Consider the following 22,568-nt stretch of genomic DNA (forward strand, 5'->3'; position numbering starts at 1 on the left):
ATCGGGAGCAAGCCCCCTCCCACATTGGATTAATCTTTGTTGTGGCGCTTGCGCACCAGTTTCATCACCACCACAAAGAACACCGGCACGAACACCACCGCCAATGTCGCGGTGATCATCCCGCCAATCACGCCGGTGCCGATTGCCTGCTGGCTGGCCGAGCTGGCACCGGTGGCAATCGCCAGCGGCACCACGCCGAGGATGAACGCCAGCGATGTCATGATGATCGGGCGCAGGCGCAGCCGCGCCGCCTTCAGGGTGGCGTCGATCAGATCCTCACCCTGCTCGTACAGGTCCTTGGCAAACTCGATGATCAGAATCGCATTCTTCGCCGACAAACCGATGATGGTGATCAAGCCGACCTTGAAGAACACATCGTTGGGCATGCCGCGCAGGCTCACGGCTATCACCGCGCCGAGCACACCCAGCGGCACCACCAGCAACACCGAGGTCGGGATCGACCAGCTTTCATACAGTGCCGCCAGGCACAGGAACACGATCAACAGCGACAGGCCCAGCAGCAATGGCGCCTGGGAGCCGGACAATCGTTCCTGCAACGACAACCCCGTCCATTCCTGGCCCAGGCCCGCCGGCAACTGGCTGACCAGGCGCTGGATTTCGTCCATCGCCTCGCCGGTACTGTGCCCCGGCGCCGCTTCGCCGCTGATGGCGATGGCCGGGTAGCCGTTGTAGCGGGTCAATTGCGTCGGGCCCTGGGTCCATTTAGCTTCGACAAAGGCAGACAACGGCACCATCTTCCCGGCGTTGTTGCGTACGTTGATCTTCATCAAGTCCGCCACCTGGCTGCGCTGGTCGCCTTCAGCCTGCACCACCACACGCTGCATGCGGCCCTGGTTGGGGAAGTCGTTGACGTAAGCCGAACCGATGGCCGACGACAGCACATTGCCCACATCGGCAAACGACACGCCCAGCGCATTGGCCTGTTTGCGGTCCACTTCCAGCTGCACCTGCGGCGCTTCGGCCAGGGCGCTTTCGCGCACGTTGGCCAGGACCGGGCTTTTGCCGGCAGCTTCCAGCAGCTCGGTGCGCGCAGCCATCAGCCCCGCATGGCCAACGCCGCCGCGGTCCTGCAGACGGAACTCGAAGCCGCTGGAGGTGCCCAGGCCGTCTACCGGCGGCGGCAGGATCGCAAAGGCAATCGCATCCTTGAGCCCGCTGAAAGCCATGTTCGCGCGGTCGGCAATCGACGCCGCGGAGTCATCGCCGCCGCGCTCCGACCAATCCTTGAGCGTGGTAAATGCCAGCGCCGCGTTCTGCCCGGAGCCGGAAAAACTGAAACCCATGATCATGGTGGTATCGCCCACCCCCGGCTCACCGGCGTTGTGCGCCTCGATCTGCTCGGCCACCTGCACCGTGCGGTTCTTGCTGGCACCCGGTGGCAGCTGGATATCGGTGATGGTGTAGCCCTGGTCTTCCACCGGCAGGAAGGAGGAGGGCAGGCGACTGAACAACAGCCCCAGGCCCACCAGCAGCACCAGGTAGATCAGCAGGTAGCGGCCGCTGCGCTTGAGCGCATAGGCCACCCAGCCTTCGTAGCGGTCGGTGAGCTGTTCAAAGCGTTTATTGAACCAGCCGAAAAAGCCACCCTTGGCATGGTGCTCACCCTGGGCAATCGGCTTGAGCAAGGTGGCGCACAGCGCTGGCGTCAAGGTCAGGGCCAGAAAGGCCGAGAACAGGATCGAGGTGGCCATCGACAACGAGAACTGCTGGTAGATCACCCCCACCGAGCCTGGCATGAACGCCATCGGCAGGAAGACCGCGACCAGCACCAGGGTGATACCGACAATGGCGCCGGTGATCTGGCCCATGGCCTTTTTCGTCGCCTCCTTGGGCGACAGGCCTTCAGTGGCCATGATCCGTTCGACGTTCTCCACCACCACAATCGCATCGTCCACCAGGATGCCGATCGCCAGCACCATGCCGAACATGGTCAGTACGTTGATCGAAAAACCCAGCAACAGCATGGTGGCAAAGGTGCCCATCAGCGCGATCGGCACCACCAGCGTGGGGATCAGGGTGTAGCGCACGTTCTGCAGGAACAGGAACATCACCGCGAACACCAGCGCCATTGCCTCGAGCAGGGTGTAGACCACCTTGGTGATCGAGACTTTGACGAACGGCGAGGTGTCGTAGGGGATCTTGTATTCCACGTTGGCCGGGAAATAGCGCGACAGTTCGTCCATCTTCGCCCGCACCAGGGTCGCGGTGTTCAGCGCGTTGGCCCCCGGCGCCAGCTGCACGCTGACGGCGGTGGACGGTTTGCCGTTCAGGCGTGTGGAGAACTGGTATTCCTGGCTGCCGACTTCGACCCGCGCCACATCGCCGATGCGCACGGTGGAGCCGTCAGGGTTGGCCTTGAGCACGATGTCGGCGAACTCCGCCGGCGTCGACAGTTGGCCCTTGACCAGAATGGCGGCGGTGATTTCCTGGGTATTGGTGCCCGGCAAGTCGCCGATGCTGCCCGCCGACACCTGGGCATTCTGCGCGCTGACGGCGGCATTCACGTCGGCCGGGGTGAGGTTGAAACCGATCAGCTTCTGCGGATCGATCCAGATGCGCATCGCGCGCTCGGCGCCATACAGCTGGGCCTTGCCCACCCCGTCCAGGCGCTTGAGTTCGTTCATCACGTTGCGCGCCAGGTAATCGCTGAGCGCCACATCATCGAGCTTGCCATCGCTGGACGTCAGCGTGACCAGCAGCAGGAAGCCGGCCGAGACTTTCTCCACCTGCAAGCCTTGTTGCGTCACTGCTTGCGGCAGGCGCGGCTCTACCGCCTTCAAGCGGTTCTGCACATCCACCTGGGCCATTTCCGGGTTGGTGCCCGGCTGGAACGTGGCGGTAATGGTCGCCGAGCCGAGGCTGCTCTGGGACTCGAAATACAGCAAATGATCGGCGCCGTTGAGCTCCTGCTCGATCAGGCTGACCACGCTTTCGTCCAGGGTCTGGGCCGAAGCGCCAGGGTACACCGCGTAGATTTCCACCTTTGGCGGCGCGACGTTGGGGTATTGGGCCACCGGCAATTGCGGGATCGCCAGGAAGCCGGCCAGCAAGATGAACAGGGCCACCACCCAGGCGAAAATCGGGCGATCGATAAAGAACTGCGGCATGGCGGGTTATTCCTTTACGAGCGGGCTGTCGTCCACTTCAACTTTTTCACCGGGGCGCGCGTGTTGCAGGCCCTCGACGACAATGCGGTCACCGGGCTTGAGGCCGCTGCTGACCACCCAGCGATCGTTGATTACCGCGCCCAACTCCACCGGCTGCTGGCGCACGCTTTGCTCGCCGTCCAACAACAGCACCATGGGGATGCCGGCGCTGTCGCGGGTGATGGCGCGCTGCGGCACGCTGAGGCCTTGCTGGTCGACCGCTTGTTCCAGGCGCACCCGCACGAAGCTGCCGGGCAGCAGGTCGAGGTCCGGGTTGGGAAATTCGCTGCGCAGGATGATCTGCCCGGTGCCCGGGTCGACGCTGATCTCGGCGAACAGCAGCTTGCCCGGCAGCGGGTACAGGCTGCCGTCATCCTGGATCAGGGTGGCCTTGGCCTGGTCCTGGCCGACCTGCTGCAAGCGACCGGCGCGAAACGCGCGGCGCAGGTCATTCAGCTCGCGGGTCGACTGAGTGAGGTCGGCATGGATCGGGTCCAGTTGCTGGATGATCGCCAGCGGCGTGGCTTCGTTCTGGCCGACCAGGGCGCCTTCCGTCACCAGCGCCCGGCCGATGCGCCCGGAGATCGGTGCAGTCACCGTGGCGTAACCCAGGTTCAACCGGGCCCGCTCGACGGCGGCCTTGTTCGCGGCGACCTCGGCGTTGGTCTGGCGCAGGGCAGCGCGGGCGTTGTCGTACTCCTGGCCGCTGATGGCGTTGCCTTCCACCAACTGGCTGTAACGCTGCTCCTGCAGGCGCGCCTGGAACGCATTGGCCTCGGCTTTGCTCAGGTTGGCCTGGGCGCTGTCGAGGTCGGCCTTGAACGGGGCCGGGTCGATGCGAAACAGCACGTCGCCCTGTTTCACGTCGTGACCTTCGTTGAAGACCCGTTGCATCACCACCCCGGCCACCCGTGCGCGCACCTCGGCCATACGCGGCGCGGCGATACGCCCGCTCAATTCGCTGGTGATGGACAGGGGCTTGGCCTGCAGCGTCTCGATGCGCACTTTGGCCAGGGGCACTTGCGGCGTCTCGGCTGTGGAGTTGTCACACGCGCTCAACGCCAGGGTGAGCGCCAACAGGCAAAACGGCGCAAACAGATTCTTCGACATGCTCTTATCCCAATATTGACTGGCGCATCCTAAGGTCACCTGCGCCGTGGTGCTGTGAAGCTGTGTAGTGCGTCTGTGAAGAAATGTAAGGGTCGGGGCGCTTGGCCTCGGGGGCGTATATCCTTGCACAACCTCGCTGACAACAAAGACCAAATGTGGGAGGGGGCTTGCTCCCGATGGCGGTGTGTCAGTCACAGATGTATTACTGACACTCCCTCATCGGGAGCAAGCCCCCTCCCACATGGGGTTTGCGTACGACTTATCACTGTATTTTCTGGAAACACCTTCATGCCCAACATCCTGCTGGTGGAAGACGACGCCGCGCTCTCCGAGCTGATTGCCAGCTACCTGGAACGCAATGGCTACCACGTCAGCGTGCTCAGCCGGGGCGACCAGGTGCGCGAACGCGCGCGCCTGAACCCGCCGGACCTGGTCATCCTCGACCTGATGCTGCCCGGCCTCGACGGCCTGCAGGTCTGCCGCCTGCTGCGCGCCGACTCGGCGGGCCTGCCGATCCTGATGCTTACCGCCCGTGACGACAGCCACGATCAGGTGCTGGGCCTGGAAATGGGCGCTGACGATTATGTGACCAAACCCTGCGAGCCACGGGTGCTGCTCGCCCGTGTGCGCACCTTGCTGCGCCGCAGCAGCCTGTCGGAGCCCCAGGTGGCCAGCGACCGCATCATCATGGGCAACCTGTGCATCGACCTGTGCGAGCGTACCGTGACCTGGCGCGAGCAGGCGGTGGAGCTGTCCAGCGGCGAGTACAACCTGCTGGTGGTGCTGGCGCGACATGCCGGTGAAGTGCTCAGCCGCGACCAGATCCTGCAACGCCTGCGCGGCATCGAATTCAATGGCACCGACCGTTCGGTGGACGTGGCCATCTCCAAGCTGCGCCGCAAGTTCGACGACCACGCCGGCGAAGCGCGCAAGATCAAGACCGTGTGGGGCAAGGGCTACCTGTTCAGCCGTTCCGAGTGGGAATGCTGAGCCATGTTTCGAGTCCTGCTGCGCCTCTACCTGATCACCATCGTCACCTACAGCGCGGCGATCTACTTGATCCCCTCCCTGGTGATCCAGCTGTTCGAACACCGTTACATGAACTACAACATCGAGCAGACCCGCGGCCAGCAGAAGCTGATCGTCAAGCAATACGTGCGCGCACCGGTGGAGCGCTGGTCACAGGTCACCGAGCAGCTGGGCCGCGATTTTGCGCCGTTGAAGGTGCAATTGCTGCTGCGCCAGGATGCGCGCTATACCCCGGCGGAAGAAAAACTGCTGGAACAGGGCAAATCGGTGGTGCGCCTGGGGGAATGGGGCTGGATGGAGGAAATCAGCTCGCCGATCAATGAGCAATTCGTGGTCAAGCTGACGGTACCGCCCGATCCGTTGGACATGAACGTGCTGTATTGGGCGATCAACGTGCTGATCGTCGCGGCGCTGCTCGCCTGCCTGCTGGTGTGGCTGCGCCCGCATTGGCGCGACCTGGAACGCCTGAAAAGCACCGCCGCGCAATTGGGGCGGGGCAACCTGGCCGAGCGCACGCTGATCCCCGCCAGCTCCAGCATCGGCAGCCTCGCCTCGGTGTTCGATACCATGGCCGACGACATCGAACACCTGCTCAACCAGCAGCGCGACCTGCTCAACGCGGTGTCCCATGAACTGCGCACGCCGCTGACCCGCCTGGATTTCGGCCTGGCCCTGGCCCTGGCGGAGGACTTGCCTGCGGCCAGCCGGGAGCGCTTGCAAAGCCTGGTGGCGCATATTCGTGAGCTGGATGAGCTGGTGCTGGAGTTGCTTTCCTACAGCCGTCTGCAAAACCCGGCGCAGGAGCCGGAACGCGTGGAGGTGGTGCTCGACGAATTCATCGACAGCGTATTGGGCAGTGTCGACGATGAACTGGAGAACCCCGAGATTGTTATCGACGTGGCGCTTGACTGCGCCGTGGAGCGCTTCAGTCTCGACCCGCGCCTGACCGCCCGCGCCCTGCAGAACCTGTTGCGCAACGCCACGCGTTACTGCGACAAGCGCATCCAGGTCGGCGTCAGGGTCTGCCCCAACGGCTGTGAAATTTTCGTGGAGGATGATGGCATCGGCATTCCGCCGGACCAGCGCGAACGTATCTTTGAGCCGTTCTACCGTCTGGACCGTAGCCGCGACCGCGCCACCGGTGGTTTCGGCCTGGGCCTGGCCATCAGCCGGCGGGCCTTGCAAGCCCAGGGCGGCAGCTTGACCGCCGAGGCTTCACCCTTGGGCGGCGCGCGGTTTCGTGTGTGGTTGCCTGCCGTCGATCCAGCGATTAGAAAATAACCGCGAGACGGCGCACACTGTGGCCCCCGCTTTACCCGAAGAGAGATTGGCAATGACTGGTGTCCACACGTCCGCTCAGCAAGGTTTCTCTACCCAGGCCCGTACTTACGCGCAAGGCCGCCCCGGCTATCCGCGACAACTCACCGGCTGGCTGGCCGACGCGCTGGGCATCGATGCCCACTCGACCGTGATCGACCTGGGGGCCGGCACCGGCAAGTTCACGCGCTTGCTCAGCAGCCTGGCGCCGACGCTGATCGCCGTCGAACCGGTGATGGAAATGGGCGCCCAGTTGGTCAAGCTGCTGCCGGGCGTACGGCTGGTCAATGGCACGGCCGAGTCCATGCCTTTGGCGTCCGCGAGCGCCGATGCGGTGGTCTGCGCCCAGGCCTTCCACTGGTTTTCCAGTGAGGCGGCGCTGGCGCAGATCCACCGTGTACTCAAACCCGAAGGGCGTTTGGGGCTGGTGTGGAATGTGCGCGATGAGTCGGTGGACTGGATCGCTGCGATCACGGCCATCATTACCCCCTACGAGGGCGACACCCCGCGTTTTCATAGCGGACGTTGGCGCGAGGCCTTCACCGGTGAATATTTTTCCGCCCCTGAACTGACCTGCTTTGCCTATCACCATGTCGGCAGCCCGAAGGAAGTGATCATGGACCGCATCCTGTCGGTCAGCTTTATCGCCGCACTGCCTCCTGCAGAAAAAGCCGGCGTCACAGCGCAATTGCAGCAACTGATCGACACCCATCCCGCCTTGAAGGGCCGTGACACCGTGGCTTTTGCGTATCAGACCCAGGCGTATGCCTGCCGGCGATTAGCAGGAAAGGCATAAAGTCAGATCATATTGATATAAGTGGTTATAAGAAAAATCGCTATCCTGCCGCCAGAATTTTATAAGGCCGCAGGTAGCTGTAATGGATGTGGGTAATGTGGGTTTCGTGGTTGCCGGCCTGATCGTAGGATTTATCGTGGGCATGACCGGCGTGGGTGGCGGCTCGCTGATGACGCCGATCCTGTTGTGGTTCGGCATCAACCCGGCCACCGCCGTGGGTACGGACCTGTTGTATGCCGCCATTACCAAATCCGGTGGTGTGCTGGTGCACAGCAAGAACCGGAACATCGACTGGTCCATCACCGGTTGGCTCACTCTCGGCAGTGTGCCTGCGGTGTTGCTGACCCTGTGGTTCCTCGCCAGCCTGCACACCGACCCCAGCGCCATGAACGCGGTGATCAAACAGGCGCTGGGTGTGGTGTTGCTGCTGACCGCCCTGGCGATCCTGTTCAAGCAACGCTTGCTGGCGTTCGCCCAACGCCATGCCGGCGACGACTATCACATGCGCCCGCGCAACCTGAATGCGCTGACCGTAGTGACGGGCGTCGTCCTCGGCACCATGGTGGCGCTGACGTCCATCGGTGCCGGCGCGCTGGGTACCGTGGCACTGTTCATCCTGTACCCGTTCCTCGCCACCCGCCGGCTGGTGGGCACCGAGATCGCCCATGCCGTGCCGCTGACCCTGGTGGCGGGCCTGGGCCATGCGAGCATGGGCAATATGGATTGGCACCTGCTGGGCTTTTTGCTGATGGGCTCGTTGCCCGGCATTTACCTGGGCAGCCACATGACCGGCAGGATCCCGGACGCTGTGCTGCGCCCATGCCTGGCGGTGATGTTGATGGCGGTGGGCTACAAACTCGCATTCTAAATGTGGGAGGGGGCTTGCCCCCGATGAGGGAATGTCAGCAATACATCCATGACTGACCCACCGCTATCGGGAGCAAGCCCCCTCCCACATGTGTTTGGTAGTGTTGCTTGGATTGTATTCCAGGCATAAAAATGCCGCGTATCTCCAGGTGGCGATCACTGCTCTGGTTGACTCGCTGATTGCTTGAGGCCTGACACAATCTCCAAGGCTGTCTCAGATCCAAATGTGGGAGGGGGCTTGCCCCCGATGAGGGAATGTCAGCAACACATCCATGACTGACCCACCGCTATCGGGAGCAAGCTCCCTCCCACATTTGGAACCGGCGTCAGGCCTTGGCCGGGCCGTTGCCAATTTGCCAGACAAACGGCGGCTCAGTGCCGTTGATTACCCAGTCACCGACGATCCGCGCCTTGTAGATCAGCGGATTATGCGACGCCACCGTCCGCGCATTGCGCCAGTGCCGGTCCAGGGCCTTGCCTTGGCGCACATCCGAGGCTCCCAACGCGTTGAACAGTTGGCTGGTGGCACGCTGGATCAGCTCCGAGACCACCACCTGGGCCGTCGCCGATTCGATCTCGGCCACCACGTTGGCCTCGCGCTCGGCCACCTCATCCCCACCGAAACGTGCCAGATAAGCCCGTTGCGCCGGCAGCGCGGCCTTCAACGCACTGGCCTGGGCGGCGTAAACCAGCGCGGCGACTTCGCCGACCACCTGTTGAACCTGCGCGTCCTGGCTGACGTGCGGGGCATTGCCGTGGCTGTAGATGCGCTTGCGGCTGCGTACCTGCTGGGCCACGTCGTTGAGCGCGGCGCGGCCGATGCCGGCCAGGGTGGCCAGCAACACCAGTTGATAGAACGCGGTCTGGTATTTGAAACGCTCGGCAAAGTCGATCACGTTGTGCGCTTGCACCACCGCATCGGTAAAGCGCGTGGTGCCGCTGCCGGTGGTGCGCTGGCCAAAGCCGTCCCAATCATCGCTTTGCACCACGCCTGGCTGGCGGGTGCGGGTGGCGGCGATCACGTCGCCGCCGGTGTCGCTGCGCCGGGCGTACACGTCGATCCAGTCGGAAAACAGGCTGCCGGTGCTGTAGAACTTTTCACCGTTGAGGGCCCAATCGTCACCGTTGGGGCTGACCTGGGTGACCACGTCGCCAATCGCGACAGCGCCGATTTCTGTCCAGGCGCAGCCGACGAGGTCGCCGTCGACAAAACGCTTGAACCACAGGTCGCGCCCCGCACCCGGCGGCGCGTTCAGGCGGTCTTCGGCAAACGCGAAATGCCCGCGCAGGGCCTGGGGCACGTTGGAGTCGGCGGCGGCGAGTTCGATCAGCAGTTCGAACAGCTGCGGCAGGGACGCGCCGCCACCGCCATATTCCACCGGCACTCGCACCGCGCCAAAGCCGGCTTCCTTCAACCAGCGGATCGGCTCATGGGGCAGGGTGCGGCTGTGCTCGCGTTCAACCGCGCCGTCGGCGATGCGCTGGAAAATAGGGCGGAAACGTTCGGCCAGGGTTGTGTAGTCGACGCCGATGGACAGCGGGTTGATGACGTGTTGCTCGGTCATGGGGTTGGGCTCCTGGGCAGTGATCAAGTCCCAGGGTGGTTGCACACTCCGTGCCGGGCGCGCGGGCCCGTGTTTACGGCGCGGGGACGCCCGCCACTGTTGCTCCAGCAACAGCGTTTGGACAAAGCGCAGCGATCCATGACAGTCGCGGCACGCCGTGCAACCCCCGGGTTTTGCGCCGCAACCCGCACGGCCAGGACGTTTAACCGTGACTGGCACACTTGCTGCTCAAGCCCTGGGTACAACCCTGTGTGCGAGGAACCGTTCAATGAGTCAGCAAGCCGTGAAATTTGCCTATTGGGTGCCCAACGTCAGCGGTGGGTTGGTGGTCAGCAAGATCGAACAACGTACCCACTGGGGCATCGACTACAACCGTAAACTGGCGCAACTGGCCGAAGCCGCCGGCTTCGAGTATGGCTTGACCCAGATCCGCTTCACTGCCGGCTACGGCGCCGAAAACCAGCACGAATCAGTGGCCTTCAGCCACGCGCTGCTGGCGGCGACCACCACCCTCAAGGTGATTGCGGCGATCCTGCCGGGTCCGTGGCAACCGGCGCTGGCGGCCAAGCAACTGGCAACCATCGACCAGCTCACCAACGGGCGTATCGCGGTGAATATCGTCAGTGGCTGGTTCAAGGGCGAATTCCAGGCGATCGGTGAACCCTGGCTGGAACACGATGAGCGCTATCGGCGCTCCGAAGAATTCATCCGCGCCTTGAAAGGCATCTGGACCCAGGACGATTTCACCTTCAAGGGCGACTTCTACCGCTTCAACAACTACACCCTCAAGCCCAAGCCGCTGGGCCAGCCCGAGGTGTTCCAGGGCGGTAGCTCGCGGGCGGCGCGGGACATGGCCGCGCGCGTGTCGGACTGGTACTTCACCAACGGTAATACCCCGGAAGGCATCAAGGCCCAGGTCGATGACATCCGCGCCAAGGCAGCGGCGAATAACCATTCGGTCAAAGTCGGCGTCAACGCCTTCGTGATCGCCCGCGACACCGAGGAAGAGGCGCGTGCCGTGCTCGCCGAGATCATCGACCAGGCCGACCCGGAAGCGGTCAACGCCTTCGGTGACGCGGCCAGACAAGCCGGCAAGGCATCGCCGGAAGGCGAGGGCAACTGGGCCAAGTCCAGCTTTGAAGACCTGGTGCAGTACAACGACGGCTTCAAGACCAACCTGATCGGCACGCCGCAGCAGATCGCCGAACGCATCGTGGCGCTCAAGGCGGTGGGCGTGGACCTGGTGCTGGCCGGTTTCCTGCATTTCCAGGAAGAGGTGGAGTACTTCGGCAAACGCGTGTTGCCACTGGTGCGTGAGCTGGAGGCCAAGGCCGCGATCAAGCAGGTGGCTTGAGGTTCAAGCGCTCGCTTGCAGCGTCAATACTTCGAACCCATCGGCCGTCACCGCTACCGTGTGTTCCCATTGCGCCGAGAGGCTGTTGTCTTTGGTCACCACGGTCCAGCCATCCTTGAGGCTGCGCACCTTCGCGCTGCCCTGGTTGAGCATCGGTTCAATGGTGAACACCATGCCTTCACGCAGCTCCAGCCCAGTGCCGGGGCGGCCGAAGTGCAGGATTTGCGGCTCTTCGTGCATTTCCCGGCCAATGCCGTGGCCGCAGTATTCACGCACCACGCTGTAGCCGTTGGTATGCGCATGGTGCTGGATCGCATGGCCAATATCACCCAGGCGGGCGCCGGGCCGCACCTGGCGGATGCCCGCCCACATGGCCTCGAAGGTCATCTCCACCAGGCGCCGCGCCTTGGGGGAGACATTACCGATCATGTACATCTTGCTGGAGTCGGCGATAAAGCCACCTTTTTCCAGGGTGATGTCGATGTTGATGATGTCGCCATCCATGAGCAATTGCGTGGCGCTGGGCATGCCGTGACACACCACTTCGTTGATCGAGGTATTGATGCAGAAGGGGTAGTCATATTGCCCGAGGCTGGCCGGGCGGGCTTTGAGCTCCTGGCGGATGAAGGTTTCGACGGCGCTGTCCAGCTCCAGGGTGGAGCGGCCGGCGACGACAAAGGTGTCGAGCATGCTGAACACCTGGGCCAGCAGGCGCCCGGCTTCGCGCATGACCACCAGCTGCTGTGGCGTCTTGATCATTGGCTGCGCCCTCGGATCAGGTCGGGTTTGTCCAGCAACAGCTTGTTGATCAGCTCGTTGTAGGGCAGGTGGGGATTGAGTTCAGCCAGCAGGCCGATCTTGATCCAGAACTCGGCCTGGGCGTTGATGGAGCGGTCCATCGCGGCGCTGGCCATGCGCAGTTGTTCGTGCAGTTGGTCGGTGATCTTGACGATGCCCATAAGCTTCACTGTGTTGGGTTGATATACGAAGCGTATATGTTTCGTATGGTTTGCGTAAGTCCCTCTCGACCCAACGGCGACAGATGAATTGGTTGCCATATGTTGCTGGAAAAACCGGCCTGCGCACGCATCCTGTGGGTTAAACGTTTAATCGAAGTGGTTCGACGAGGATGCAGACAGTCAGTTTTTTCATATATAAGCGCCGTCAGCGCTTATGAAGAATGGTTACAACAGCAGGAGATTTTGCCGAGTAGGCTTATTTCTGTAGGCGTCTTCCAGGGCCGGCAAGACGTGGCAGGCAAGTGCCTGCCGGATACTTATAAAACCATTGGCAGTCTCAACAAAGGAGAGGTTAGCCATGCTTTCGGAACTAGAGCTTCGCAGCATTATTGAAGGAAGTTTCCTGCCTAAGCGGTGTGAGTGCACCAAAGCCGAAGACGCTTCACTGACAATCAAGGTGTACGACGACCGCGACCGTGATCGAGTGGACTTGGAGGTGAAAGGGATAAACGCCGACAAACTCGACAGCAGTCGCGCCATTTGCAACCTGATCGCTGAACTGCGTGAAGACCTCAAGCACAGCCACACGCCCATCCTGCAGCGAGCAGGAGGGCGCAGATTTTAAGGGTGTGCTTCGTTCAACGCTGACCTGTGGGCCTGGTATTGACCAGGCCCTCAAACCACACGGTCTTTACCAACTCATACGCACTCCGGCATTGCCGCTCACGCCCTCCTGGGCGTTGCCATCCAGGTTGGTGCTGTAGTCCGCCGCCAGGTAAACGCTCACCGTTGACGATAATCGGGCGACAAGCCCCACGCCGAGATCGGCGGTGGACGCCTTGTGATCGCTCTTGATGCGGTCCACATCATCATAAGTCACCGTGTCCCTGCCGCCGAAGGTACGCCAGGCATTGGCGCGCACGTAGGGTTCGACGGGGGTGTTGCCCACCAGGTAGCGGCCTTTGAGACGTGCGCCAAGACGGCCGGTCCAGTATTCCTGGGAATCGAACGCTACCTTGGAAATGCCGTCGTGCTGGCTGTCCAGGTCGATGGTCTGGCGGATCACCTGGACCTGGGGCTCCACCACCCACTGCTCGGACAGGGTGATCGGATAACCCGCTTCGGCGGACAGCGCCAGGGCGTGGCCCTTGGTGTTCATCTTCACGCCACGGTCGGATTTGTTTTCACCGTCCAGGCGCGTGAACATCGTGACCACATCGACGTACCCACCTTCGGAGCCGGTGAGGGTCCAGTAGGCGCCGAAATTGTCGCCATCGAGTTTGACTCGTCCCGAGCGCCGGTCCTGGAAGCCTTCGGCAAATCCCTTGACGTCGCCGTTCAAGCGGCTCTGCCCGACGAACAGGCCAAACCGTTGCAGTTGCCCGCCGCTGGTGTGCGCCGCAAAAAGGTCGTGCCCCACCTGATAGCCCTTGACGCTGCCGTCGAAGCTTGGCGATACGGTGCCCGACCAGCTTTTGTTGAAATCACTGCCATAGGCCCGCGCCCAGCCCGCCGGCACCGCGCCGGTTTCGCTGAGCAGGCTTTGCTCGCCCTGGCGGTCATGGAAGGTGCCCAGGGCCATGCGGGTCATGACCTGCGCGGCGGGGACCACTACCGAGTACACCGGTACTTCCAGGCGGTACAGCGCGATAGGTTCGGCACCGGGCACCGCCGTCGGCACGGCCGGGTTGCTGGCGGCCGATTGCGGTGAAGTGGCTGCCGCGACTTGGCTCGGCGGTGGTGCCGGGGGTTCGATCGGCGCGACCGGCTGCGCGGTCGGTGGCTCCACCGGGGGTTCATCGGGGTCGACCACCGGCGGCGTCGGCGGAATCGGCGGAACCGGCACCACCACCGGCGGAGTGGGCGGCACTGGCGGCACGGCGGGTGGCTGCACGGCCACTACCGAGGAGCGCAGGTACCAGTTGTTTTCCGTGCCGGCGGTCACGCCACCTTTAAACAGCCGGTATTCATAGGCACCGGCCGACACCGAGCCCTTGAGGGCGAAGGCATCCGTGCTGCTGACCGCGCCGTTGACGGCCTGGACCACCTCGATGCCGTTGTTCTGGGTAAAGCCACCGGCACCGCCGAGGTTGGTCACGGCCAACTGGGTATGACCGCTGAGCGTGCCATTGGACACCACCAGCTTGTCGGTGGCGGAGGTGTCGTCACCGAGCACGGTTTGCAGCCACAGTTGACCGTTGTTGCCCACGTAATTGCCATGCACCGTGAGCGCATCGGCGGCACTTGCGCTGCCGGTGGTCATGTCGATCGTGCCGGCGTTGTTCAGCGTGGCCAATTGGCCGGTGGTGTAAGGGCGAATGGCGCCTTGCGTCACGGCCAGGATGCTGGCGCCATCGATGTTGAACGTACCGGTGTTGCTGGCGCTGTCGCCGAGGAAAAAGTCACCGGCCAGGTCAAAACGCGAGGCGTTATTGAGGTTGACCGTCTCCCAGCCGACATAGCGCGCAGCGTTGCCGGAGGTGGTGTTATCCAATGTCAGCTGATCATTGCCCAGACCACCGTCAATCGACGGCGTGGCGGCCAACCGGCTTTCAGTAAGGCCGCTGAGCAAGGCGGTATCGTCACCATCGCCCATCAATACTGAAGACTGGATCTCACCGCCGTTGCGCCAGGTGAACGTGTCGTTGCCGAAACTGGCGCGGATTTCACCTTTGATCACGCCGCCGCTCACCCTGATGATGTCATCGCCGCCGCTGGTGCTGATGTTGCCGCCTACGCTGCCTGTTCCCGAGATGTCGACCCTGTCCTTGCCGAACCCGGTGACCAGGTTGCCGAGGATCTCGCCGCCGGTCATCTCGTATACGTTATCGTCCAGCTTCATGTCGACCCGGCCAATGGTGCCGCCGGTTTGTCTCGCCACGTCACCGTCGACGAATTCTCTTTCGATGACGCCGTTGGTCATCAGGAAGGTGTCGAGGCCATCGCCCTGGGCCAGGGAAGGAATTCGCCCGCCGTTCATAACGAAGTCATCGATGCCGGAGCCTTGTTGCACAGCACCCAGGATGCTGCCGGCATCAATCCGGATTCGATCTTCGCCCGCGCCGAACGTGACAGGGCCGTTGACGGTTCCCGTACCACCGACGGGCAGCGACAGACGATTGTTGCCCAGAAGATCGGTGAGTCCGGCGGTGCTGGTGCCGCTGTCGCAGACGTAGGTATCGTCGCCGGGGCCTGGGGTAAAGGCACACGCGGAATGCGCGGCCTGGGGGGTGATGTACTGCAGTGAAAGGATGCCGACAGCAATAACGGCTCGGGTTGGAAAGCCTGAGACCTTGGTCATAACGTGTCCTACGTTGTGTTTTTATTACTGCTGTTCTTTGGTCTAGCACACACCTCGTTCATCGGTGAAATTTCTGACAAAAGGTTGCAGGCCACGCAGTGCGTGGCCTGTGGGGCGCTCAGCCTAGCTGGCTGCGGTAAGGCAGGTCCGGCCCGGTGCGGGTGCAGGTCAGCGCTGCGGCGCGAATCGCAAAGCCGAGCATGGCGTCGATCTGTTCGCGGCTGAGCTGTTGCAGCCCCGCGACCGAGTCCAAGCGGTGCTCGGTCAACCAGGCGATCAGCGCCGCCTGGAAGGTGTCGCCGGCACCGACCGTATCTGCCATCACGATATCGATTGCCGGTTGCGACCAGTTGCCATGGCGGCGGCTGAACACACTGGCGCCATCGCCGCCACGGGTGAGAAATACCAACTGGCAGCGGTGTTGCAGCCAGCCTTGCAGCACGTTCTCCGGCGACTGCTCGGGGTAGAGCAGGTGCAGGTCTTCATCGCTGACCTTGATCAAGTCCGCATGCTTGACCAACTCCGTCACACGGTCGCGCCACAGCTGGATATCCGGTTGCGGGTTCAGCCGTACGTTAGGGTCGAGGCTGATCAGGCGCTTGCCGCTTTCGCGCTTGACCAGCGCCAGCAGTGTGTCGCCAATCGGCTGTACCACCAGCGAAAACGAGCCCACATGCAGCCCGCGAATCTCATCACCCAAGGGCGGCAGATGCGTCAACTGCAGTTGCCGGTCTGCACAGCCTTCGCCACGAAAGCTGTATTGCGGTGAACCATTGGCACCCACGGCCACCATGGCCAGGGTGGTCGGCGCGTCGAAGGGCACCAGGAAATCTTCACTCACGCCTTCGTCCTTGAGCACCTGTAGCAAGCGCCGGCCCAGGTAGTCATGGGAGATCCCGGCGAAGAACCCGGACTCGATTCCCAAGCGGCGCAGGCCCACCGCCACGTTGAACGGCGAACCACCGGCAATCGCCGTGTAATTGAGCTTGGCAGCCTGCCCATCGGCATTCTCCTCGCTGAAAAAATCGAACAGCGCTTCACCACACACCAGATACATAGTCACTCGCTCTTAAAGGGTTGCCACAAGCTGTTGATAGCGCTCATAGGCCTGTTGATAGGCGCTCACGTTGGCCGGCACCGGCAGGGTGCGGCTGGCCGGGTCCAGGCTCACGCATTTGTCGCACAGGCTGGCCAGGGATTCACCGGACTGGCACCACGCCGCCTGGATCGCCGCGCCCAGGGCCGCGGCCTCGCTCTGTTCGGTACAGACCACTTCGGTGTTCATGATATCGGCGACCATCTGCCGCCACAGCGGGCTTTTCGAACCGCCGCCGATCAAGCGGATGCGCAGGCTTTGCAGGCCGGTCTGGCGCAGCAGGTCCAGGCCGTAGCGCAAGCCGAAAGTGGTGCCCTCGACCACCGCGCGGCACAGGTTGGCGCGGGTCAGGTTGGACATGGTCAGGCCGTGCAGGCTGCCGGTGGCCTGGGGCAGGGCGGGCACCCGTTCGCCGTTGAGGAACGGCAGCATGCTTACGCCGTCCGCGCCAATGGGGGCCTGCTCGACCAGGGCGTTGAAGGCGTGCAGGTCGAGTTCGAACAGCTCGCGGATCACCCCGGTGGCGTTGGTCAGGTTCATGGTGCAGATCAACGGCAACCAGCCACCGCTGGAGGCGCAGAAGGTGGCGACCGACGCCTGGGGGCTGACGTTGGGCTGGTCGGCAAAGGCGTAGACGGTGCCCGATGAGCCCAGGCTCATGGTGATCACCCCAGGGGCGATGTTGCCGGTGCCGATGGCGCCCATCATGTTATCGCCGCCGCCGCTGGCGACCACCGCGTTGGGGTTGATGCCCAGCCGCTCGGCGATGGCCGGCAGGATCGTGCCCACGGCTTGATCGGCTTCAATCAGCTCAGGCAGCGCCGCCTGCAGACGACCACTGGGGTCGATGTGCGCGAGCAGCGCCACGTCCCATTCACGGCGGCGCACGTTGAAGTAGCCGGTGCCCGAGGCATCGCCGTATTCGGCGACAGCGCGGCCGGTGAGCCAGTAATTGAGGTAGTCGTGGGGCAGCAGGATATGGGCGATGCGCGCAAAGAGGTCCGGGTGCTGTTCACGGGTCCAGAGCAGTTTGGACACCGTGTAGCCCGGCGCGATGGCCACGCCTAGACGCTCCAGCGAGCCGCTTTCGCCGCCCAGATAGTGCAACAGGCGCTCATTTTCTGTGGCGGTTTCGGTGTCGCACCACAACTTTGCCGGGCGCAGCACCTGACCCTGGGCATCGAGCAACACCAGGCCGTGTTGCTGGCCGGAAACACCGATGCCGAGGATGTCCTGGCCGTCCACCCCGGCCTGTTGCAGGGCGCGGTGGGTGGCTTCGGTGAAGGCGTCCAGCCATTCCTGGGTGTGTTGCTCACGCCGGCCGTTGGCGCCGCTGATCAGGGTGTGCGCAGCGGCGCCCAGGCCCAGCACCTTGCCGCTGGAAGCGTCGAGGACGATGGCTTTGGTGCCCTGGGTGCCGCAGTCGATGCCGAGGAACAGGTTTTGCTGGGTCATGATGGAGTGCTCAGCAGTCTTATTGTTGGAGTGGTAACACAGTCAAATGTGGGAGGGGGCTTGCTCCCGATAGCAGTGGTTCAGTTGATAAATCTGTGACTGATACACCGCTATCGGGAGCAAGCCCCCTCCCACATTTCAAGCCGGTTTCTGCAGGAGGTTCTGTAGGGTCGCGCTGACGCCGTTGTCACGCAGGCTCACATAACACCGCTCGAACGCTGCCACAAATGCAGGCGAGTTGGGAATAGCCGTGCCGAAAATCTCTTCAACCCCCAGCAGACGCTGGCTGATCAAGGCGTCATCACTCACCAGCGCCTGGCAGAACGCGGCACGCGGATCGGGAATCGTGTAGGCCACGCCATTTTCGTCGACACCCTTCAAATACAAGGCCCAGGCGGCCACCACCAGCGCCGCGCGTTCGGTCTCACGCCCATCGGCGATCAGGCGGTTGATGGTTGGCACGGTGAACTTGGGAAACTTCGACGAACCGTCCGAGCACACCCGTTCCAGCTGATCGGCAATCGCCTGGTTGGAGAAGCGGTCGACCAGGGTCTGCTTGTACGCCGTCAGGTCGATGCCCGGCACCGGCGCCAGGTGTGGCGTGACGTCGAGGTCCATGTAGGCGTGCATGTAGGCGACGAACAGCGGGTCGTTCATGGTGTCGTGAACAAACCGGTAACCCTTGAGAAAGCCCAGGTACGTCAGGGCCAGGTGGCTGCCGTTGAGCAGGCCGATCTTCATTTCTTCGTAAGGCGTCACGTCATCGGTGAACTGCACGCCGACCTTTTCCCAGGCCGGGCGGCCGTTGACGAACTTGTCTTCCAGCACCCATTGCACAAAGGGTTCGCACACCACTGGCCAGGCATCGTCGATGCCGTGCTCATCATGCAGTTGCAGGCGGTGGGCGGTGCTGGTCATTGGCGTGATGCGGTCGACCATGGCGTTCGGAAAGCTCACATTGGCTTCGATCCAGTCATGCAGTTGCGCGTCGTGCAGCGCGGCGAATGCGAGCAGGGCCTTGCGGGTGACGGCGCCGTTGTGGGGCAGGTTATCGCAGGACATCACGCTGAACGCCGGGGTGCCGGCGGCGCGGCGCTTGGTCAGCGCGGCGCAGATAAACCCGAACACGGTCTGCGGTGCGCCGGGGCGCGCCAGGTCATGCTGGATCTGCGGCAGGTGGGCCATGAATTGGCCGTTGCTGTCGTCGATGCAGTAGCCGCCTTCGGTGATGGTCAGCGACACGATACGGATGGCCGGTTCGGCCAGTTTATCGATCAGGGCCTGGGCGCCGTCTTCTGCCAGCAACATGTCGCTGATGGCGCCGATCACGCGCACTTCGGTGTCGTCGGTGTCGCCCAGTTCATACAGGGTGAACAGATAATCCTGGCCGGCCAGGTCGTCGCGGGCCTTGCGGTCTTCGGCCCGCAGGCCAACGCCGCAGATGCTCCAGTCCAGGCCCTCGCCGGTGTTCATCAAGGCGTCGGTGTAATACGCCTGGTGCGCGCGGTGGAAACCGCCGACGCCGATATGCGCGATGCCCTGGGATGTACTGGCAATGGCATAGGCTGGCACTTTCACGTCGGGCGCCAACTGGGTGAGGTTCTGTTTATTCAGCTTCATAGCGTCAATACTCGCGAAATCAGGCGGCGGCGCGCAGGGGACGGGCCACGGCCACGCCGTCGGTGTCGAACAGATGGCAGTGGGCCGGGTCGAGGTGCAGGTGCAGCGTTTCGCCATATTGGCTGGCCATGTCGCCGCGAATGCGCATCGTCAAAGGCTCGTCGTTGGCGGTGATGACGTGGCAGAAGGTGTCGCTGCCCAGGCGCTCGCCGACGTCGGCGGTGACGGTCAGGGTGGTCTGGCCGGGCGTGGCGATTTCCAGGTGTTCCGGGCGAATGCCCAGGGTGACTGCGCTGCCCACGCTCAAGGTCGGGCCGCTGAGCGGCAGGCTGATCAGGGTGCCGGCGTCGAGCTGCACGTCGCAGCCCTGGCCTTCGACACGCGTGACCTTGCCCTTGAGGAAACCCATCTTCGGCGTGCCGAGAAAACCCGCCACAAACAGGTTGGCCGGCTGGTGGTACAGGTCCAGCGGCGAGCCGACCTGCTCGATGCGCCCGCTGTTGAGCACCACGACTTTATCGGCCAGGGTCATGGCTTCGACCTGATCGTGGGTCACGTAGATCATGGTCGCTTGCAGCTCTTTATGCAGGCGTGCCAGCTCCAGGCGCATCTGCACGCGCAGGGCGGCGTCGAGGTTGGACAGCGGCTCGTCGAACAGGAAGATCTTCGGGTTACGCACAATCGCCCGGCCGATCGCCACGCGCTGGCGCTGGCCGCCGGAGAGCTGCTTGGGCTTGCGCTCCAGCAGCGGGCCCAGTTCCAGAATGCGCGCCGCTTCGTTGACCTTGCTGTCTACCAGTTTTTTGTCGACGCCGGCCAGGTCCAGGGCGAACGACATGTTCTTGCGCACGCTCATGTGCGGGTACAGGGCGTAGGTCTGGAACACCATCGCCAGGTCACGCTTGGCCGGGGTCACTTCGGTGATGTCGCGCCCATCCAGCTCGATGGTGCCTTCGCTGACTTCCTCAAGGCCCGCGATCAGTCGCAGCAGCGTGGATTTGCCACAGCCCGACGGGCCGACGAACACCACGAATTCCTTGTCGTTCACTTCCAGGTCGATGCCCTTGATGATGGAAAAACCTTCGAAGCCTTTTTGCAGATTCTTGATTTTCAGGTTGGCCATGATGGGCCCTCCGCTTGGAATTATTATTTGACTGCGCCAAAGGACAGGCCGCGCACCAGCTGTTTCTGGCTGATCCAGCCAAAGATCAGGATCGGCGCGCAGGCCAGGGTCGACACGGCGGACAATTTGGCCCAGAACAAGCCTTCGGGACTGGAATAGGAGGCGATCAGCGCGGTCAGCGGCGCGGCGCTCGATGACGTCAGGTTCAACGACCAGAAGGCTTCGTTCCAGCACAGGATCAGCGACAGCAGCACGGTGGAGGCCAGGCCGCCCTTGGCGATCGGCAGCAGCACCCGCACCATTTCCTGCCACAGGGTGGCGCCATCCAAACGTGCGGCTTCGAGGATGTCCTTGGGAATGTCCTTGAAGTAGGTGTACACCATCCACACCACGATCGGCAGGTTGATCAGGGTGTAGATAATGATCAGCGCGATGCGCGTATCGAGCAGGCCAAAGCTCTTGGCCAGCAGGTAGATCGGCATCAGTACGCCCACCGGCGGCAGCATCTTGGTGGAGAGCATCCACAGCAGTGTGCCCTTGGTGCGCTTTGTCTCGTAGAAGGCCATGGAGTAGGCGGCCGGCACCGAAATCAGCAGGCACAGGGCGGTGGCGCTGAACGAGATCAGCACCGAGTTCCAGGCGTAGGCGAAGTAGTTGCTGCGCTCGTTGATGTGCAGGTAGTTCTCCAGCGTCGGCGTGAAGATGAACTGCGGCGGCGTGGCGAATGCGTCGATTTCGGTCTTGAAGCTGGTCAGTACCATCCAGAAGATCGGGAAGAAAATCAGGATGGCGATGGCCCAGGCCAGGGTGCCGAGCAACAGGCTTTGCAGGCGGCGGGATTGTTGAAGCGTCATGGCGCGGCCCTCAAGGCTTGTCAGTCAGGTTTTTGCCGATCATCCGCACCAGGATGATCGCCGCGATATTGGCGATGACCACGGCGATCAAGCCGCCGGCCGAGGCCATGCCCACGTCGAACTGCACCAGCGCCTGGTTGTAGATCAGGTAGGCGAGGTTGGTCGAGGCGTAACCGGGGCCACCGTTGGTGGTGGTGAAGATTTCGGCGAACACCGAGAGCAAAAAGATGGTTTCAATCATCACCACCACGGCAATCGGACGGGCCAGGTGCGGCAGGGTCAGGTGCCAGAAAATCGCGATGGCGCCGGCACCGTCCAGGCGTGCGGCTTCCTTTTGTTCCTGGTCGAGGGACTGCATGGCGGTCATCAGCAGCAGAATGGCGAAGGGCAGCCACTGCCACGACACGATGATGATGATCGACAGCAGCGGGTAGTGCGCCAGCCAGTCCACGGGCTCTGCGCCAAAGAACTTCCACACCGCAGCGAGAATCCCCGACACCGGGTGGAAAATCAGGTTCTTCCAGATCAACGCGCCGACGGTGGGCATGATGAAGAACGGCGAAATCAACAACACCCGCACCAGGCCGCGACCGAAGAACTCACTGGCCTCCAACAGCGCACTGATCAGCACGCCGAACACCACGCTGATCAGCAGCACGCTGCCCACCAGCAACAGCGTGTTGGTTGCGCCGGGCAGGAAGCCGGAGTCGGTGACGAAGTAAGTGAAGTTCTCCAGCCCCACGAACTGGTTTTCGCCGGGGTAGAGCAGGTTGTAGCGGATCAAGGAGAAGTACAGGGTCATGCCCAGGGGCACGATCATCCACAGCAGCAGCAAGGCCACCGAGGGGCTGACGAGGAACCAGCCGGGGTTGGCCAGGCGGTTTTTGGGTGTTGTATTCATGGTATTCGAGACCAGTCAGGTACATGCAAACGCGGTCAATGTGGGAGGGGGCTT

At 62.8% G+C, this 22,568-nt stretch carries 18 protein-coding genes; 6 read left to right on the top strand and 12 right to left on the bottom strand.

Annotated elements, in window-relative coordinates; all coding sequences use genetic code 11:
• Positions 1 to 29: 29 nt before the first annotated feature.
• Complete coding sequence (locus C4J92_RS11255; RefSeq protein ID WP_124403871.1) at positions 30 to 3,128, bottom strand: efflux RND transporter permease subunit; 3,099 nt, start codon at positions 3,126 to 3,128, stop codon at positions 30 to 32.
• A gap of 6 nt (positions 3,129 to 3,134) precedes the next feature.
• A complete protein-coding gene (locus C4J92_RS11260; RefSeq protein WP_124403872.1) occupies positions 3,135 to 4,277 on the bottom strand; it encodes an efflux RND transporter periplasmic adaptor subunit in 1,143 nt (380 codons plus the stop codon).
• Positions 4,278 to 4,565: 288 nt separating this feature from the next.
• On the opposite strand from C4J92_RS11260, the gene C4J92_RS11265 reads away from it, so the two are divergent.
• From C4J92_RS11265 to C4J92_RS11280, 4 genes are all read left to right on the top strand, one after another.
• Complete coding sequence (locus C4J92_RS11265) at positions 4,566 to 5,267, top strand: response regulator transcription factor (protein ID WP_124362415.1); 702 nt, start codon at positions 4,566 to 4,568, stop codon at positions 5,265 to 5,267.
• A 3-nt stretch (positions 5,268 to 5,270) separates the two neighbouring features.
• Positions 5,271 to 6,587, top strand: a complete 1,317-nt coding sequence (locus C4J92_RS11270) for an ATP-binding protein (RefSeq protein ID WP_124403873.1) — start codon at positions 5,271 to 5,273, stop codon at positions 6,585 to 6,587.
• Positions 6,588 to 6,639: 52 nt separating this feature from the next.
• Positions 6,640 to 7,419: a class I SAM-dependent methyltransferase gene (locus C4J92_RS11275; RefSeq protein WP_124403874.1), complete on the top strand. Its 780-nt coding sequence runs from the start codon at positions 6,640 to 6,642 to the stop codon at positions 7,417 to 7,419.
• Positions 7,420 to 7,501: 82 nt separating this feature from the next.
• Positions 7,502 to 8,287 (top strand): sulfite exporter TauE/SafE family protein, encoded by a 786-nt coding sequence (locus tag C4J92_RS11280; protein WP_124403875.1) that lies wholly within the window; start codon positions 7,502 to 7,504, stop codon positions 8,285 to 8,287.
• Positions 8,288 to 8,612: 325 nt separating this feature from the next.
• On the opposite strand, the gene C4J92_RS11285 is transcribed toward C4J92_RS11280, so the two are convergent.
• The gene (locus C4J92_RS11285; protein WP_124403876.1) at positions 8,613 to 9,851 is read right to left on the bottom strand and encodes an acyl-CoA dehydrogenase family protein; all 1,239 of its coding nucleotides are present in this window, start codon (positions 9,849 to 9,851) and stop codon (positions 8,613 to 8,615) included.
• Between the two features lie 268 nt (positions 9,852 to 10,119).
• Between C4J92_RS11285 and sfnG the strand changes: the two genes are divergently transcribed.
• Positions 10,120 to 11,205, top strand: coding sequence for a dimethylsulfone monooxygenase SfnG (gene sfnG / locus C4J92_RS11290; RefSeq protein ID WP_124370380.1), 1,086 nt, complete (start codon positions 10,120 to 10,122; stop codon positions 11,203 to 11,205).
• A gap of 3 nt (positions 11,206 to 11,208) precedes the next feature.
• Here sfnG and map read toward each other — a convergent pair whose 3' ends face one another.
• Positions 11,209 to 11,964 carry a type I methionyl aminopeptidase gene (map, locus tag C4J92_RS11295; RefSeq protein ID WP_124403877.1) on the bottom strand — a complete coding sequence of 252 codons (756 nt, stop codon included), beginning with the start codon at positions 11,962 to 11,964 and terminating at the stop codon, positions 11,209 to 11,211.
• Positions 11,961 to 12,164 carry a ParD-like family protein gene (locus tag C4J92_RS11300; RefSeq protein WP_124403878.1) on the bottom strand — a complete coding sequence of 68 codons (204 nt, stop codon included), beginning with the start codon at positions 12,162 to 12,164 and terminating at the stop codon, positions 11,961 to 11,963. Before C4J92_RS11300 ends, map begins: the two co-directional genes overlap by 4 nt.
• 358 nt (positions 12,165 to 12,522) lie before the next feature.
• Between C4J92_RS11300 and C4J92_RS11305 the strand changes: the two genes are divergently transcribed.
• Complete coding sequence (locus C4J92_RS11305; protein WP_124403879.1) at positions 12,523 to 12,789, top strand: DUF1652 domain-containing protein; 267 nt, start codon at positions 12,523 to 12,525, stop codon at positions 12,787 to 12,789.
• Between the two features lie 66 nt (positions 12,790 to 12,855).
• Here C4J92_RS11305 and C4J92_RS11310 read toward each other — a convergent pair whose 3' ends face one another.
• The 7 genes from C4J92_RS11310 to C4J92_RS11340 all read right to left on the bottom strand — a co-directional run bounded on the left by C4J92_RS11310 (position 12,856) and on the right by C4J92_RS11340 (position 22,514).
• A complete protein-coding gene (locus C4J92_RS11310) occupies positions 12,856 to 15,465 on the bottom strand; it encodes an autotransporter outer membrane beta-barrel domain-containing protein (protein ID WP_124403880.1) in 2,610 nt (869 codons plus the stop codon).
• 118 nt (positions 15,466 to 15,583) lie between these two features.
• Positions 15,584 to 16,522: a carbohydrate kinase gene (locus tag C4J92_RS11315; RefSeq protein ID WP_124403881.1), complete on the bottom strand. Its 939-nt coding sequence runs from the start codon at positions 16,520 to 16,522 to the stop codon at positions 15,584 to 15,586.
• 12 nt (positions 16,523 to 16,534) lie between these two features.
• Positions 16,535 to 18,016: a xylulokinase gene (xylB, locus tag C4J92_RS11320; RefSeq protein ID WP_124403882.1), complete on the bottom strand. Its 1,482-nt coding sequence runs from the start codon at positions 18,014 to 18,016 to the stop codon at positions 16,535 to 16,537.
• A 138-nt stretch (positions 18,017 to 18,154) separates the two neighbouring features.
• The gene (locus tag C4J92_RS11325) at positions 18,155 to 19,636 is read right to left on the bottom strand and encodes a mannitol dehydrogenase family protein (RefSeq protein WP_124403883.1); all 1,482 of its coding nucleotides are present in this window, start codon (positions 19,634 to 19,636) and stop codon (positions 18,155 to 18,157) included.
• Between the two features lie 19 nt (positions 19,637 to 19,655).
• Positions 19,656 to 20,759, bottom strand: a complete 1,104-nt coding sequence (locus tag C4J92_RS11330) for an ABC transporter ATP-binding protein (RefSeq protein WP_124403884.1) — start codon at positions 20,757 to 20,759, stop codon at positions 19,656 to 19,658.
• Positions 20,760 to 20,782: 23 nt separating this feature from the next.
• Positions 20,783 to 21,613 (bottom strand): carbohydrate ABC transporter permease, encoded by an 831-nt coding sequence (locus C4J92_RS11335; RefSeq protein WP_003233033.1) that lies wholly within the window; start codon positions 21,611 to 21,613, stop codon positions 20,783 to 20,785.
• Between the two features lie 10 nt (positions 21,614 to 21,623).
• Entirely contained in the window at positions 21,624 to 22,514 is an 891-nt protein-coding gene (locus C4J92_RS11340) for a carbohydrate ABC transporter permease (RefSeq protein ID WP_065952553.1), read from the bottom strand.
• Between the last annotated feature and the right edge of the window lie 54 nt (positions 22,515 to 22,568).

It is taken from the genome of Pseudomonas sp. R3-18-08 (assembly GCF_003852065.1).
Classification (GTDB): domain Bacteria; phylum Pseudomonadota; class Gammaproteobacteria; order Pseudomonadales; family Pseudomonadaceae; genus Aquipseudomonas.